We start from the raw sequence: 15,254 nt of genomic DNA on the forward strand, positions 1-15,254 counted from the left end.
AAGGCTCGGCGCCCGCGCGACTACTGGCGCACGATGCGTCGGATTTCAAGGCTGGTGGCGGTGCGCACCTGCAGCAGGTAGAGGCCGGCCTCGCAGCGGCTCAAGTCCAGTTCCTGCGTGCTGCCCTGCGGGTTGGGCGCGGGCACCGTGGCGTCGGCCACCCGGCGGCCCAGGGCGTCGAGCACGCTGAGCGAAACCGGCTGGGTGTAGCCGGTGAGGGTGAGCTGCAGGCGGCCGTCGGGCGTGGGGTTGGGCGCCACACTCAGGCTGCTGCCGGGCAGGGGCCGCGCTGCCGAGAGCAACGTAAGCGGAGACGACATGGGAGAGGTATACGTCACGCCGCCTGCTACTATCGTGACCATCACGGTGTAGGTTCCCCCACCGGTGGCCGTAATGGTCTGGCCCGTGGCCCCGGGAATCAGCTGGCCGTTGAGGTACCACTGATTGCCGGTGGCGTAGCTGCTGCGTAGCACGGTGCCACTGGCCGTGACGACGGGTGCCAGCGGCATCATCAGGGTTACCAGCACCGAGGTGGTGTCGCCGCAGCCCCCACTGAAGCCCCCGGCGGGCGTCACGGCCAGCAGGTAGCGGCTGGGAACAGTAGGCGCCACCGTGATGCTGCCGCTGGTGGCCTGCGCCGGGTTGAGGCCATTGCCGCGCACCTGCCACTGGTAGTTGTAAGTCTGGGCGACCGTGGTGCCGGAGGCAAACCGCCGCAACGAGTCCGGCCGCATGGCCAGGCCTCTCAAATCCAGCGTGCTGCCAATGGGCAGGCTGTAGGTTCTCACTGGCGCCAAAGTGCCGGCCAGGGCAATGGCGGCCCGTAGGCTCTTGCGTATTTTAATCACAATCACCCGGTTTTGCCGGCCTTTGACGGGGCAGGCATTGTCTTCCACGCGCACGTTGATGCGGATGGTGCGCCCGGCGGCCGAGGCCGAAGGCTGCAAGTAGAGCGTGCCCCGCGGACGGGCCGTGCCGTTGCCGCTGAGGCTGAACGTGCCCACGTCGCCCGCGTCCAGTAGCAGGGGATTGGTGTTGAGGTCGGCTGGAACGGTGACGGTGAGCAGTTGGCCTACGCTAGGCATGCGCAGGTTATCGGGGTCGGTGAAGTCCAGCGCCAGGCGCGAGTAGCTGCAGGCTTCCACTTCCACGCGGGTAGTGTCCAGCGCGTTGATGATGCGGGCCCCGGAATTGGTGGTCTGGTTGGCCACCTGCACAGGGTTTGGCACCGTGTTGCCGCCGCCGTCTGTCACAATCAGCACCATTTCATGATATACGCGGCCAATCAGTCGGCGCACGCCGTTCACGTAGCGGTATTCGTCGATTCGCACGGCTTGCAGGTATTTGTTGTTGCCACTACTTGGCGACGTGCTGGCATTATAATAGCCGGGCTGAACCGTGATGGTACGCGCCTCATGGTTAAAATGCTGTGTGCGCAGTACCAGCGTTTTGGTGGGGCAGGTGCCCACCGTGTCGCAACCCAGGAGCATGGGGTTAGCAGGGGAGAAAACACTCGGGGGCACGACCGATTGATTGATAAAACACGGTAGGCCGGTGGGAAAGCACGCAATCACGTACTGTGAAGGGGTGGAATTATAGACAACCGGAGTGTTGCAGGCCTGCATCGGTGCCGCCAGCGAATACACCACAGAGTCTCCATCGGCCTCCAGGGCTGAGAAGCTGAAAGTGGTGCGCTGCCGCCAGTTGATGTATTGCACTGGGATGTCATCGGCGTCAAACTGGGGCGAGTTATTCGCTACGCCGCTGCCGCGGTTGTCAAGGTACGCCTCGGCATATAAGTCGCCAGCTACGACGTTGACCAGCGGAGGACGAGAGTTCTGGTAAGTGCTCAGCGTCCATTGGCCGGGGGCCAGCGTCACGGTCGCTTCGTAATTCACGAAGCGAAATGCGGCATAAGCCGATGCAGGATTCTGGCACGAAGTAGGCACGCTGACGCACAGGGCCGCGGGCTCGAAGGCTATGCCTTGCTGCAGCAGCGGCGCCGTGAGGGTGGCGGCGGTGTTGCACCCGCCGCCGTTGCGGCATTCCAGCGTAAGGGCCGTGGTGGGGGCGCCCGAACAGTCCTGGTAAAGCCGGAACCTGACCCGGTACTGGTTGTTGCCCAGCGAGCGATAAGTCATTTCGCCGCCGAGCATGTGCGAGGCTTGCGCGGTGGGCAGGCCGCCCAGCAGCGCCCAGGCCACGATAGTTCTGAGAACAAGGAGTAGGAAGGCTTTCATACGAGGTACAGCCAAAGGTTGAATTCTGCTTAGTGAAAAGAATCAGCTAAAAGTGGATTAGCCCCGCGGCGCCCGCGCGACTACTGGCGCACGATGCGGCGGATTTCAAGGCTGGTGGCGGTGCGCACCTGCAGCAGGTAGAGGCCGGCCTCGCAGCGGCTCAAGTCCACTTCCTGCGTGCTGCCCTGCGGGTTGGGGGCGGGCACCGTGGCGTCGGCCACCCGGCGGCCCAGGGCATCGAGCACGCTGAGCGAAACCGGCTGGGTGTAGCCGGTGAGGGTGAGCTGCAGGCGGCCGTCGGGCGTGGGGTTGGGCACCACGCGCAGGCTGCTGCCGGGCAGGGGCTGCACCGCCGACAGCACCGTGAGGGCCGCCGAAGCGGGCGAGGTGCAGCTGCCCGATGCGCCCGCCACCACGGTTTGCACCGTGTAGCTGCCGCTGGCGGTAATGGTAAAGCTTTGGCCGGTGGCGCCAGGAATGGGCTGGCCGTTGAGGTACCACTGATTACCGGTGGCGTAGCTGCTGGTCAGGGTCTGGCCGTTGCGCGTGATGACGGGCGTGGCCACGCCCGGCCGCACGCGCACCACCACCGACACCGTGTCGCCGCACCCCGCGGTGTAGCCCAGGGTGGGAGTCACGCGTAGGATGTAGCGCTTCGTCACGGTGGGGTTTACCGCGATGTCGCGCGTGTTTGTCACGGCTGGCAGGCCATTGCCGCCCGCGGTGGTGCTCCATTGGTAGGCGTATGGCTGCAGCTGCGAGGTGTTGGAGGTGAAGTTCCGAACCGAGTCGGCGCGCAGTATCAGGCCTTGCAGCGTCATGCTGGCGCCCTGGCACAGCGGAGGCGGCGAGAAGGGCATGATGACGGCGTAATTGCCCCGAACTATCCGAATGTCAATCACCCGGGTTTGCACACCCTTGACGGGGCAGGCATCGTCCTCAAGTTTCAACGTGAAGCGAATGGTGCGCCCGCCGGCGGTGGGTGAGGGCTGGAAGAGAAACACCGCTTTGGGGTTTGTGCTGCCGTTGCCCGTGAGGCGGAACGTGCCCACATCGGTGGCGCCAAACAGGCTGGGGTCGGTGTTGATGTTGGGCGGCAGCGTCACGGTCAGGCGTTGGTTGGCGCTGGGCGTGCGCAGATTGTCGGGGTCGGTGAAGTTGAGCTCCACGCGCGTGTAGCTGCAGGTGCGCACCGTAATGCGCGTCGTGTCCTGCAGGTTGAGGCCGTTGTTGGTCATTGGCGGATTGGGCACGGAGTTGCCGCTGCAATCGGTCACCAGCAAGGTCATTTCCCGACGCACCGTGCCCACCACGCGCAGGGTGCCGTTGATGCGGCGGTACTCGGTTACCAGCATGGCCAATTGATAGCGGTTGTTGCTGGTGTTGCCGGTTGGCGCATTGTAGACGCCGGGGGTAAAAGTGATGGTGTGGGCCTGCGCGTTGAAAGACAGCTGACGCAGGACGCCCGTCCGCGTTGGGCAGAAGCCAACGGTATCCATCCCCAGCCAAATGGGACGGGTCGGGCTGTAGAAGTTGGAAGGCGTGCCGGGGTAACTGAAAAAGCACGACCCGCTGGCGCTGGAAATGGGTGTCAGCACCGACGGAAGCACAAAGGAATTATACGTCACCGGCGTCCCGCAGGCCTGCAGCGGCGCGGCCAGTTCATACGCCAGCGAGTCGCCATCGGCTTCGGTGGTAGGCAGGGAGAGCGTAGTACGCTGCCGCCAGCACACGTACTGCACCGGCGCTTCCTGCGGGTCGAACTGGGGCGAGTTGTTGGCCACGGCCGCGCCCGTGCTGGAGTTGCGGTTGTCGAGGGTGGCCTCCACGTACAGGTCGCCGGCTGCTGTGCTGGTCATCAGCGGGCGGGCGCTATACACGGTGCTCAGCTGCCACTGGCCGGCGGGCAGCGTCACGGTGGCGGCGTAGGTGAAGAGCTGGTAGTTGGGCAAGCCCGTCGGACCCTGGCAGGGAGTGGTTGAAAGAGCCGCGCAGAACGGATTGCCGGCCTCAACGGGCCCTTGCTGCACCAAGGGCGCCGAAAGCGTAGCCGCGGCGCCGCAGCCGCCGTTGCGGCACGTCAGGGTGAAGGGCGCGGGCATCACCCCCGAGCAGTCCTGGTAGTAATGCAGCGTGACGCGGTACTGGCTATTGCCCAACGACACATAGGTCAGGTCGCCGCCAACAAATTGGGTAGCGCGGGCCTGCCGGACGCCGCCGGGCAGCCATCCGCTCAACACCAGCAGAAAAAGGAGTAACGATAAATAATTTTTCATGCTCAAGGGGAAAGAAAAGAAAAATGGAATAGGGTTGAGTGGCCGGAACGGGCCCATACCGGCCGTACGGGAGTTGGCCAGCCAACCAACAGCTGACCAACTCCCGCACGGCCGTGAGAAGACTACTGACGCACGATGCGGCGGATTTCCAAGCTAGTTGCGGTGCGTACCTGCAGCAGGTAGAGGCCGGCCTCGTAGCGGCCCAGGTTAAGTTCCTGAGTGGTGCCCTGCGGGTTGGGCGCGGGCACCGCGGCGTCGGCCACCCGGCGGCCCAGGGCGTCGAGCACGGTGAGCGCCACGGGCTGCGCGTAGCCGGTGAGCGTGACTTGCAGGCGGCCGTCGGGCGTGGGGTTGGGTACCACGCGCAGGCTGCTGCCCGCCAGGGGCCGCACCGCCGAGAGCACTGTGAGGGCGGTCGACAGGGGCGAGGTGCAACTGGTGGTGCCCGTTATCACGGTGGCCGTAGCGGCGTAAGCACCGTTGGTGGTCACGGTGAAGGTAGGATTGGTGGCGCCGGGCAGCAGCACGTTGTCGCGGTACCATTGGTTGCCGGTCAGCGCGCTGCTGGTGAGTGCGTTGCCGCTGCGCGTAATAACAGGTGGGGTTACGGCTGGCAGAACACGCACTACAACCGAAGCCGTATCGGCGCAGCCTCTTTGCGAATTACCAAATGCCGTCACCAAGTAGCGGGTTGTAACCGTCGGTCTCACCGTCGGGTTGGCATTGGTCAGGTCGGCGGTGGCTAAGCCATTGGCCGAGGAAAAGCGGTAAGTGTAGGCATCGGTGAAGCCCGCAGGAGGCGTGGCCGAAGCCATCAGGGTAGCCGGGCTACCGGCACAGACATAGTCATTGCTCGTGGTAATGCGCACCGTGGGCCGGGGCACCACGCGTACCTGCACCACGTTGGTAGCTGTGCAGCCATAGGGCGAAGCCCCGTTAGCCGTTACGGCGTAGGTGTTCAACCCCAATGCGGTGGGACGCACCGTCAGGGTCGAGCCCGTGGTGTTGGCCGGCACGCCGGGGCCGGTCCAGCTGTAGGTATACGTGTCGGGCAGGTTGCTGCCCAGGCCGGGGGGGCGACTCGCGACTGCCGTCAGCGCCACCGGCGCACCGGCGCACACCGCCGCCAGCGAAGGCGTGACTGTCACAACGGGCGGGGGCACGACACGCACCAGCACCGAGGTGGTGTCGCTACAGGCGCCTTGGGCAAAACCCAGCTGCGGCGTAATGCGCAGCAGGTAGCGGGTGGTCACGGTGGGGTTCACGGTGATGTTGCGCGTGTTGGTCACGGCCGGTAGGCCGTTGCCGCCCGCAGCTACGCTCCACTGGAAAGAGTAGGGCTGGAGCACGGTGGTGCTGTTGGCAATGCGGCGAATGGAGTCCGAACGCAGCACGTTGCCCTGGAGCGTGAGCGCGCCGCCCGGGCATATAGAGGCCGGCGTCGTGAAGTTGCCAATGCCGGACACACTCACGGCCTGCGCAAAATTGCCGCGCAGCACCCGGATGACCACCACCCGGTTTTGCACGCCCTTGATGGGGCAGGCATCGTCCTCCACCCGGAAGCCCACCAAAATGGTGCGGCCCACGGTGGTGGGCGAGGGCTGGAAGAAGAACACGCCTTTGGGGTTGGCGGTGCCGTTGCCGCTCAGGCTGAACGTGCCCACGTCGCCCGCGTCAAGCAGCCGCGGGTCGGTGTTGATGTTGGCGGGCATGCTCACGGTCAGGCGCTGGTTGGCGCTGGGCGTGCGCAGGTTGTCGGGGTCGGTGAAGTTGAGCTCCACGCGCGAGTAGTTGCAGCTGCGCACGTCGATGCGCGTCGTGTCCACGGTGTTCACGGTGGTGGTGTTCGAGTTGGCCGTCACGGCCGTGGGGCGCACCGTGCTTGGTATGGTGTTCGCGCCGCAGTCAATGACCATTATCGTGGCCTCGCGGCGCACCGTGCCGATGACGCGCCGCACGCCGTTGATGCGGCGGTATTCGGTGATGAGCACCGCTACCTGGTATCGGTTATCACCGCCGGCCGAACCAACCTGGGGGAAAAAATAACCGGGCGTGAAGGTCACCGTGCGGGCTTGCTGGTTGAAGAGGAACGGCTGCGCTACGCCGGTTCTCAGCGGGCAGGAACCAACCGTGTCGAGGCCCAGGCGAATAGGGTAACTAAGGGTGTAAGTCGTGCTGGGCGAGCCGGCGTAAGAGAAAAAGCACGGCGGGTTGGTGCCAATGGGAAGGATGACGGGCTGAATGTTCGGGTACGTGTTATATAGAACCGGAGTGCCGCAGGCTTGCAGCGGCGCCGCCAGCGAGTACACCAGGGAGTCGCCGTCGGCCTCGGTCGAGGAGAAAGCCAGGGTGGTCCGCTGCTTCCAGCACACGTACTGCACGGGAATGTCCTGCGGGTCGAACTGCGGCGAATTGTTGGCTACCGCCGTGCCGCCCTGGCTGCGGTTGTCGAGGGTGGCCTCCACGTACAGGTCGCCGGCCACGATGTTGGCCATGGCCGGACGGGCGTTCTGGTCAGTGCTCAGAATCCACTGCCCGGGCGCCAGCGTTACCGTAGCTGTGTAGGTAGATATGTCGTAGTTGGGCAGGCCCGCCGGCCCCTGGCACGGCCCCGCTGACACCGCCGCGCAAAACGGATTGCCGGCCTGCACCGCTCCCTGCTGCACCAACGGAGTCGTTATAGTGGCAGGAGAGCTGCAGCCCCCGTTTTTGCAGCTCAAAACGAACGCGCTGGGCACGATGCCTGAGCAGTCCCGATAGAGGCGAAAGCTCACGCGGTACTGGTTGTTGCCCAACGACTCGTAGGTGAGGTCGCCGCCCAGCAGGTGCGAGGCCTGCGCCCTTGGCGCGTTGCCCAACAGCCCCGCCAAAAGGAATGAAAAAATCAGGAGTAAATGATTTTTCATAGGTGAAAAGGAAGAAGTGAATGATTTATATAGGCATCTCAGGAATCACAGGCCCGCTGCTTGCTGCGTAAGCCGTAAAAACAGCTCAATTGATGAAGCAAAAAGCACATTAAGCGTATGGCCTTGTGTTTTTTTAGGTTAGCAATTTTGGTTCCATAAAGGCTGAAAATTTTTAAAGCCCAACTTTTTAATTGAGCCGAGTTGGCCGCGGGCGTTAGCTTGCTACCCGCTTAGCAGACGCCCCCATGCCGACTCCTGTTGATTTTTCCCTCAACCATCTTCTCATTTTCGCCCGCGAGCCCGTGCTGGGCCGCGTCAAAACCCGCCTCGCGGCCGACATTGGCCCCGAAGCTGCGCTGGCCGTGTACCGCGAATTGCTGGGCCTGACCGCCGCCGCCGTGGCCGCCGCCCAGGTGCCCGCCACCGTGTGGCTGGCCGAGGCCCCGGCATCTGCCGCGCAGGCTACCCAGCCCCGGCCCGAATGGCCCGGCCTGCCCTGGCGCGTGCAGCCCGTCGCCGAATCCCTCGGCGAACGCATGCAACACGCCTTCGCCGAGGCTTTTGCCGCGGGTGCCGCCCGCGTGGTCATCATCGGAACCGACTGCCCCGGCCTGACGCCGGAGCTGCTGCACGCCGCCTTCGAGGCCCTGCAGCACCACGAGGTGGTGGTAGGCCCGGCCGACGACGGCGGGTATTACCTGTTGGGGCTGCGCGAGCTACAGCCTGCCTTGTTCGCCAACAAAAACTGGAGCACCGCCTCCGTGCTGCCCGATACCCTGGCCGACACCACCCGCCTAGGCCTCCGGGTGGCACAGCTGCCCGTGCTGCACGACGTGGACTCCGGGCGCGACCTGGCTACGTGGCGAAACCTTTAAAGCGGCCGCGCCCGGCAATTAAGTTATCCAGTTGGTATCGGTAATAAGGAAAGCGGTATTGAAAGGGCTGGTCGGCATCCACTCTAGCTAAAAAAGCGGCCAAACAGCCCCGCAAAACGGCTACTGGCCAGCAAATGTTTGGCCGGCGCGCACCAGGCGGCGCAGCAGCGGGCTGGCGCGGTACCGGTCCTCGTGGTACTCATCATACAGCGCGTCGAGGGTGGCCAGTACCTGCGGGAGGCCCCGCTCGTCGGCCCAGGCCAGCAGGCCCTTGGGATAATTCACGCCCTTGGTCATGGCCAGTTCCAGGTCTTCTTTCAACGCCACGTTGAGCGCCAGCGCGTCCACGGCTTCGTTGATGAGCATGGCCAGCACGCGCGTCAGAATCTGCTGGCCCAGGGCTTCGTCGCGGGTGGGCTCGGGCATGGCAGCACCTTCCGCATAGTTATAAAAGCCGCGGCCTGATTTGCGGCCGTAGTAGCCGGCCTCGAACAGGCGCTTCTGGGTGAAAGAAGGCTTGAAGCGCGGGTCGAAGAAAAAGGACGTGAACACCGATTCCGTGACGCGGTAGTTCACGTCGTGGCCGATGAAATCCATGAGCGCAAACGGGCCCATGCGGAAGCCGCCCAGCTCGGTGAGGGCCCAGTCGATGGTGGCCATGTCGGCCACGCCTTCCTCCAACAGCCGGATGGCCTCGCCGTAGAAGGGCCGCGCCACGCGGTTCACGATGAAGCCGGGCGTGTCTTTGCACAGCACCGGCAGCTTGCCCCAGCTTTGCACCAGCGCCCGCATTTCCTCGGCCAGCCCTTCGCGCGTCTGCACCGCCGGAATGATTTCGACCAGCGCCATCAGCGGCGCCGGGTTGAAGAAATGAATGCCAATGAACCGCTCCGGCCGCTGACAGGCGCTGGCAATGGAAGCAATGGACAGCGACGAGGTGTTGCTGGCCAGCACGCAGTCGGCCGGCACCACCATCTCCACCTGCCGGAAGAGCTGCTGCTTCACGCCCAACTCCTCCACAATGGCCTCCATCACCAGCCCGCAGTTCGAAAAGTCCTGTATGTCGGTGGTGGGGTGCAGGCGGGCGGTGGCGGCCTGCGCCGCTTCGGCCGTCATCTTGCCTTTTTCGGCCAGCTTGCGCAGGGTGCTGGCGATGCCGGCGGTGGCTTTCTCCAGCGCGGTAGTGCTTTGGTCGAGCAGGTACACGTCGTGACCGGCCACGGCCACTACTTGCGCAATGCCCGCGCCCATGGCGCCGCTGCCGATAATTCCGATGGTCATGTGAGGTGAGTTGGTGAAATGGCGAGATGGTGAGTTTGATTTTCAAGTGGCGCATGTGGCGCAGACAGAACGTCAAACTCACACTTCGCCATTTCACCAACTCACCTTAGTTGTGGCATTTGAAATAGTCGAACGGCTCCAGGCAGTCGTCGCACTGGTAGTGCGCCTTGCAGGCGGTGGAACCAAACTGGCTGACCATGTGCGTATGCGTCGACTTGCAGACGGGGCAGCGCACGGCCGTGTCCTTGCCGAAGAGGTTGAGCATATGGCCCGTAGCGGTGCCGTCCACGGGCGGGGCAATGCCGTAGGCTTCCAGCTTGGTGCGGCCGGCCTGGCTCATCCAGTCGGTGGTCCAAGCCGGACTGAGCTGGTTATGAATCAGCACGTTGGAAAACCCTTCGGCCAGCAGCCGCAGCCGGATTTCGGTGGCAATGACGTTCATGGCCGGGCAGCCCGAGTAGGTGGGCGTTATGGTGACGTGGATTTCCTCGCCCGTCACCTTCACCCCGCGCACAATGCCCAGGTCCAGAATACTGAGCACCGGCACTTCGGGGTCGCTTACATCGGCCAGCAGCCGCCACACTTTGGCGGTTAGCTCCTGGTTATTAGCTACTAGCTTTTCCATAACGGTCTTGTTTTCGTAGAGAGCTAATAGCCAGCAGCTAGAGGCTAACAGCTAAATTAAAATCACCATTTCAGGCCGGGATATGCGCGCTGCATGTACTGCAGCTCCGACAGCAGGTAACCCAAATGCTCGGAGTGACGACCGGTTTTGCCACCCAGCTGCGCAAAAACGGCCGTGGGCAGCGGCACGGTAGCTTCGGCAAACACGTGCTCGGCGTGCGCCTGCATGGCCGGCAGCAGGGCCGCGTAGTCGGGCACCAGGCCCGCGGCCTGCAAGCCTTTTTCTGTATCAGTAGGCGTCGTCAATTCGCCCCCAAACCGCCACAGTGTGGCAATGGCCTTGTCGAGGCGCTTACGGCTTTCCTCGGTGCCATCGCCAAGGCGAATGACCCATTCTGAGCTCCATTTCAAATGGTAAGCCGCTTCCTTCACCGATTTTTCGGCAATGGCCGCCAGCTGCGCGTCGGGGCCGTCTTTCAGTTCCCGCAGCAAGTGGTAGTGGAAATTGTCGAACAAAAACTGCCGCACGATGGTGTGCGCGAAGTCGCCGTTGGGCTGCTCCACCAGCAGCGGGTTGCGGTATTCCACGGCGCTGCGCAGGTAGGCGAGGTCGTCTTCGGTGCGGTCCTGGCCTTCCAGTTCGGCGGCGTACTGGTAGTAGCTACGCGCCTCGCCCAGCAGGTCCAGCGCAATGTTGGCCAGCGCCAAGTCTTGCTCCAACACCGGCCCGTGCCCGCACCACTCCGACAGGCGGTGCGCCAGAATCAGGCTGGTGTCGGCCAGTTGCAGCACAAAGGGAAACAGCGGGCGCGGGGCGCTGGCGGGTACGGCCGCGGCCGTGGTTTCGGGCAAGGTAGCAGACATAGCAGGCAGGTTTACATGTGTTTGATGGAATCCGGCACTTCGTAAAAGGTGGGGTGCCGGTATACTTTGTCGGCCGCCGGGTCGAAGAACGCCTCCGAGTCGTCGGGGTTCGAGGCGTGGATGTACTTCGACTCCACCACCCAGATGCTCACGCCCTCAAGGCGGCGCGTGTACACGTCGCGGGCATTTTGGACGGCCATGGTGGCGTCGGCCGCGTGCAGGCTACCCACGTGCTTGTGGTCAAGCCCCTGCTTGCTGCGGATAAAAACCTCCCACAGAGGCCATTCGGATTGATTCATTTTGATTGATTTCGTGTCATCCTGAGCATAGCGAAGGACCTTATTACGCCTTGGCAGTTTGTAGCCATCCCAACTTGCGCAGACGTGACAAGGTCCTTCGCTGCGCTCAGGATGACAGACGTTGCAACTAAGCCGCCACCGCAGCCCGTGCGGCGCGCTTGGCCGCGTGGGCATTGGCCGCCTCGCGCACCCAGGCGCCTTCCTCGTGGGCGTCCACGCGGGCTTGCAGGCGCTCGTGATTGCAGAGGCCGTTGCCCTTCACCACGGCCCAGAACTCGTCCCAGTTCACTTCGCCGAAGTCGTAGGCCTGGCGCTCTTCGTTCCACTGCACCTTTTCATCCGGCACAGTCAGGCCCAGAAACTCGGCCTGGGGCACCATCATGTCCACAAATTTCTGGCGCAGCTCGTCGTTGGTGAAGCGCTTGATGCGCCACTTCATGCTTTGCTCGGTGTTGGGCGAGTCGGCGTCTTTGGGCCCGAACATCATCAGCGTGGGCCACCACCAGCGGTTGAGGGCTTCCTGGGCCATGGCTTTTTGCTCCGGCGCGCCTTCGCACAGCGTCTGCATCACCTCAAAGCCCTGGCGCTGGTGGAAGCTTTCCTCCTTGCACACGCGCACCATGGCGCGGGCGTAGGGCCCGTAGCTGGTGCGGCACAGCGGCACTTGGTTCAGAATGGCCGCGCCGTCCACAAGCCAGCCCACGCAGCCCATGTCGGCCCAGCTTAGGGTGGGGTAGTTGAAGATGCTGCTGTACTTAGCCTTGCCCGAGTGCAGGTCGGCCAGCATCTGGTCACGGGTGGTGCCCAGGGTTTCGGCGGCGCTATACAGGTAAAGGCCGTGGCCGGCTTCGTCCTGCACCTTGGCCAGCAAAATGGACTTGCGCTTAAGCGAAGGCGCCCGGGTAATCCAGTTGCCTTCGGGCAGCATGCCCACCAGTTCAGAATGCGCGTGCTGCGAAATCTGGCGAATCAGGGTTTTGCGGTACGCGTCCGGCATCCAGTCCTTGGGCTCGATGCGCACGTCGGCGTCGATGCGGGCCTGAAACTGTTCTTCCGGAGTGAGGACTTGTTCGAGGGTTTCCATAAGACTGGGTGGGATGATGTTGGTTGGAAAGGAAAGGTAGAACATCGAACCTCATGCAGCGCAGCATAAGATTCATCAATGACGTTCTATTGGTCAAAATCAACTGTGACTTCCGGCGTTGTTGGCCGTGCCTGGCAGGTAAGTACGTACCCTTTGGCCACTTCGGTCTCCGACAGCGAGTAGTTTACGTCCATCTCCGTGCTGCCGGCTGTCACGCGGGCGCGGCAGGTGCTGCACATGCCGTTTTTGCACGAGTACGGCGCATCCACGCCCACCGCCAACAAGGCGTCGAGCACAGTGTCGCCGTAATACGACATGGCCAGCGGGTAGGCGCGACCGTCGAGGCGCACCGTCACCTGGCTTTTCTGGTCGTCTTCGCCCACCGGGCGTGGCGCGGTGGCGCGGGCATTGACGGGGCTATTGCTGGTGGCAAACAGCTCAAAATGAATTTTATCCGGCGCCACGCCGGCTTCGGCCAGGGCCTGACGCACGCCGTGTATCATCTCCTCGGGCCCGCAGATGTAGGCCTCATCAAGCCGTGCGGCGGGCACCATCTTTTGCAAAATATCGGCCGTCTTGGCATAATCCAGCCGACCGAAAAACAGGTCGCTGTCGCCCTGCTCGCGGCTAAGCACGTGGTACACGCTCAACCGGTGCAGAAACTTATTCTTCAGCCCCTCAATGGCTTCTTTGAAAATGATGGAGTTGCGCCCCCGGTTGCCATACACGAGGTAGACGTGGCTGTCGGGCTCAGTCAGCAGCACGGTTTTGGCGATGCTTAGGATGGGGGTGATACCGCTGCCGGCCGCAAACAGCGCGTAGCGCTTGGCCTGGGCGGGGTGCAGGGTGGGCGAGAAGCGGCCCTGCGGCGGCATCACGTCCAGGGTGTCGCCCACGTGCAGGGTGTCCACGGCCAGGGTCGAGAAGCGGCCTTCGGGCACTTTTTTGATGGCTACGCGCCATTCATCGTCCAGCGGGCTGCTGCAAATGGAGTAGGACCGGCGCAACTCTTCGCCCTGATGCTCGCGGCGCAGCGTGAGATACTGCCCGGGCGTGTAACGGAAAGCTTCGCGCAGCTCGGCCGGCACGTCAAACGCAACCGACACACAGTCGGGCGTTTCGCGGCGGATATTCTTGATTTTCAGTGGGTGAAACCGGCTCATGGGTGGGAAGGGAATGAGCTGTGGAAGCAACCGCCTTACTGCAGGCTAACCGCCTTGACTCCGATGCGGAGCAAGAACATCAGCCGGGCAATGATGCGTTTCCAAAAGTAGTCATTATAACCCAAAAAGCTAACGAGTGTTTGTTTTGCTACAACCCCTGCTCCGCTGTTCTATCTGCGCGGCGCGGGGCAACCAGGCCCGACTGCAATAGCACGTACAGCGCCCCCACCGGCAAGGGACACATGATAAAATCGAGCAGCTGCCGGCTGAGGCGGTAGGCCCACACCAGGTCGCCGCCCAACTTGCCTAGCAGCACCAGCGCCGCATAAACCATCAGGCCGGCCGCATAAGACCGCCACACCAGCCACCATTGCCGCGGCACCAACACCTTCAGGAGAAGCAGACTCACGGCCAGATACATCGCTGCATACGTGGCCACCGCGGGCAGCAAGCGTTTCACCACGTTGCCGTCGATGCCTTGCTGCAAGGCAGTGGCCCGCTGCAGCAGGTCCATCGCTGCCAGCATGCGCTCCCAGCAGACGGTCAGAAAAACGGCAATTTGCTCTTTATAAAACCCCAGTAACAGCAATGCGGCTAGCAACAGCGCCGCCAGCACCCAGCGTCCACGCCCGGGCTCGAAAGAAGATGACTGCATATTAGTTTGCGGGGGCATGGGGCGCCGGGGCCAAGCGCCGGGCCCACAGCATCCACAGGCCAAAAATGCAGCCGTACACCACTATGGCAAAAGTGTAGTGGTGGTTGAAGTCGACGGTTTGGCGTGCGTAGTGGTGATTGAGCGCCAGGGCCGCCACCCGCAGTACGTTCAGCAGCCAAAGCAGGGCAATGCCAGCCGGAATAAACCACGCTTTGCGCCGCCCGGGGCCGGGGAAGGCCAGAACAAAACCCGCAAATAAAGTGTACAACACCAGACCGTTGCAGGGAGGGTATACGATAACGGAAGGCTCCCCGTTCATAAGCAGGAGCTGAGCGTCGGCGGGAGCTACCGCGGCACCGAAGCCGATGATGCGCAGCAAACTCGCGCTGCTGCTGGCAATCTGCCCGCAGAGCGCGGCGTCCAGCCGCCCATCGGGCTCCAACCACCGCTGGTAAACAAAAAACCACGCCAGGTACAGCGCCCCGGCGACGAGCAAAAAGCGAAACAGCAGCCGGTTATCGGGCGGAGCGGTGGCAGGAGCTGTGGATTGCATGGGCTGGAATGAATGGGTGTGCAAAGCTGCAAAAAAAACGACGGCCCACCAGTCAAGGGAGGCCGTCGGTATTCAATAGATACGCCAAATGGCGCGGACTAAGCTTTTTTGCGACGTTCGCGCAGGCGCTTGAGGCCGTAGGCCACGCCACCGGCCAGCAGCAGCGAGGCACCGCCGTCGAGGGGCACATCGGTAGGCGTGGGGGTAATGGGCGTGCCAGGGCCGGGGCCCCCGCTGCCGGGCTGGGCCGACAGGGCCCCCACGAAGGCTAAGGTCAGCGTAAGTGTTGGTAGTAAACGAGTTAGGAGAAGTGATTTCATGTGGAGGAGCTAAAAAATGGAGGAGACGGGCCTGATGGAGTGAGAGTAAATGTAAAACAATAATTTGGAATGCAAACCCAATCAGCAACTGCAGAAGGGGTTTGCATTTCAATT

The 15,254-nt window shown here is 63.0% G+C and carries 13 protein-coding genes; 1 reads left to right on the forward strand and 12 read right to left on the reverse strand.

Annotation, left to right across the window (positions count from 1 at the left end):
* Positions 1-20 precede the first annotated feature (20 nt).
* The 3 genes from MTP16_RS08705 to MTP16_RS08715 all read right to left on the reverse strand — a co-directional run bounded on the left by MTP16_RS08705 (position 21) and on the right by MTP16_RS08715 (position 7,422).
* Positions 21-2,240, reverse strand: coding sequence for a T9SS type A sorting domain-containing protein (locus MTP16_RS08705; RefSeq protein WP_243518283.1), 2,220 nt, complete (start codon positions 2,238-2,240; stop codon positions 21-23).
* Between the two features lie 80 nt (positions 2,241-2,320).
* Positions 2,321-4,516 carry a T9SS type A sorting domain-containing protein gene (locus MTP16_RS08710; RefSeq protein ID WP_243518285.1) on the reverse strand — a complete coding sequence of 732 codons (2,196 nt, stop codon included), beginning with the start codon at positions 4,514-4,516 and terminating at the stop codon, positions 2,321-2,323.
* 122 nt (positions 4,517-4,638) lie between these two features.
* Complete coding sequence (locus MTP16_RS08715) at positions 4,639-7,422, reverse strand: T9SS type A sorting domain-containing protein (protein ID WP_243518287.1); 2,784 nt, start codon at positions 7,420-7,422, stop codon at positions 4,639-4,641.
* Between the two features lie 245 nt (positions 7,423-7,667).
* On the opposite strand from MTP16_RS08715, the gene MTP16_RS08720 reads away from it, so the two are divergent.
* Positions 7,668-8,297: a TIGR04282 family arsenosugar biosynthesis glycosyltransferase gene (locus tag MTP16_RS08720; protein WP_243518289.1), complete on the forward strand. Its 630-nt coding sequence runs from the start codon at positions 7,668-7,670 to the stop codon at positions 8,295-8,297.
* 120 nt (positions 8,298-8,417) lie between these two features.
* Here MTP16_RS08720 and MTP16_RS08725 read toward each other — a convergent pair whose 3' ends face one another.
* The 9 genes from MTP16_RS08725 to MTP16_RS08765 form a co-directional block, all read right to left on the reverse strand.
* Complete coding sequence (locus MTP16_RS08725) at positions 8,418-9,578, reverse strand: 3-hydroxyacyl-CoA dehydrogenase NAD-binding domain-containing protein (RefSeq protein WP_243518292.1); 1,161 nt, start codon at positions 9,576-9,578, stop codon at positions 8,418-8,420.
* 106 nt (positions 9,579-9,684) lie between these two features.
* A complete protein-coding gene (gene paaD, locus MTP16_RS08730) occupies positions 9,685-10,203 on the reverse strand; it encodes a 1,2-phenylacetyl-CoA epoxidase subunit PaaD (protein WP_243518295.1) in 519 nt (172 codons plus the stop codon).
* 62 nt (positions 10,204-10,265) lie between these two features.
* Positions 10,266-11,066: a 1,2-phenylacetyl-CoA epoxidase subunit PaaC gene (gene paaC, locus MTP16_RS08735; protein WP_243518299.1), complete on the reverse strand. Its 801-nt coding sequence runs from the start codon at positions 11,064-11,066 to the stop codon at positions 10,266-10,268.
* 11 nt (positions 11,067-11,077) lie between these two features.
* Positions 11,078-11,365, reverse strand: coding sequence for a 1,2-phenylacetyl-CoA epoxidase subunit PaaB (paaB, locus tag MTP16_RS08740; RefSeq protein WP_243518302.1), 288 nt, complete (start codon positions 11,363-11,365; stop codon positions 11,078-11,080).
* A 127-nt stretch (positions 11,366-11,492) separates the two neighbouring features.
* Positions 11,493-12,449 carry a 1,2-phenylacetyl-CoA epoxidase subunit PaaA gene (paaA, locus tag MTP16_RS08745; protein ID WP_243518305.1) on the reverse strand — a complete coding sequence of 319 codons (957 nt, stop codon included), beginning with the start codon at positions 12,447-12,449 and terminating at the stop codon, positions 11,493-11,495.
* Positions 12,450-12,535: 86 nt separating this feature from the next.
* A complete protein-coding gene (gene paaE / locus MTP16_RS08750) occupies positions 12,536-13,612 on the reverse strand; it encodes a 1,2-phenylacetyl-CoA epoxidase subunit PaaE (protein WP_243518308.1) in 1,077 nt (358 codons plus the stop codon).
* Between the two features lie 148 nt (positions 13,613-13,760).
* On the reverse strand, positions 13,761-14,267 hold the full coding sequence (locus tag MTP16_RS08755; protein ID WP_243518312.1) for an XrtX-associated membrane protein: 507 nt from the start codon (positions 14,265-14,267) through the stop codon (positions 13,761-13,763).
* Between the two features lies 1 nt (position 14,268).
* Positions 14,269-14,820 (reverse strand): exosortase X, encoded by a 552-nt coding sequence (gene xrtX, locus MTP16_RS08760; protein ID WP_243518315.1) that lies wholly within the window; start codon positions 14,818-14,820, stop codon positions 14,269-14,271.
* A 98-nt stretch (positions 14,821-14,918) separates the two neighbouring features.
* Positions 14,919-15,140, reverse strand: coding sequence for a PID-CTERM protein-sorting domain-containing protein (locus tag MTP16_RS08765; RefSeq protein WP_243518317.1), 222 nt, complete (start codon positions 15,138-15,140; stop codon positions 14,919-14,921).
* Positions 15,141-15,254 lie beyond the last annotated feature (114 nt).

It is taken from the genome of Hymenobacter monticola (genome assembly GCF_022811645.1).
Taxonomy (GTDB): domain Bacteria; phylum Bacteroidota; class Bacteroidia; order Cytophagales; family Hymenobacteraceae; genus Hymenobacter; species Hymenobacter monticola.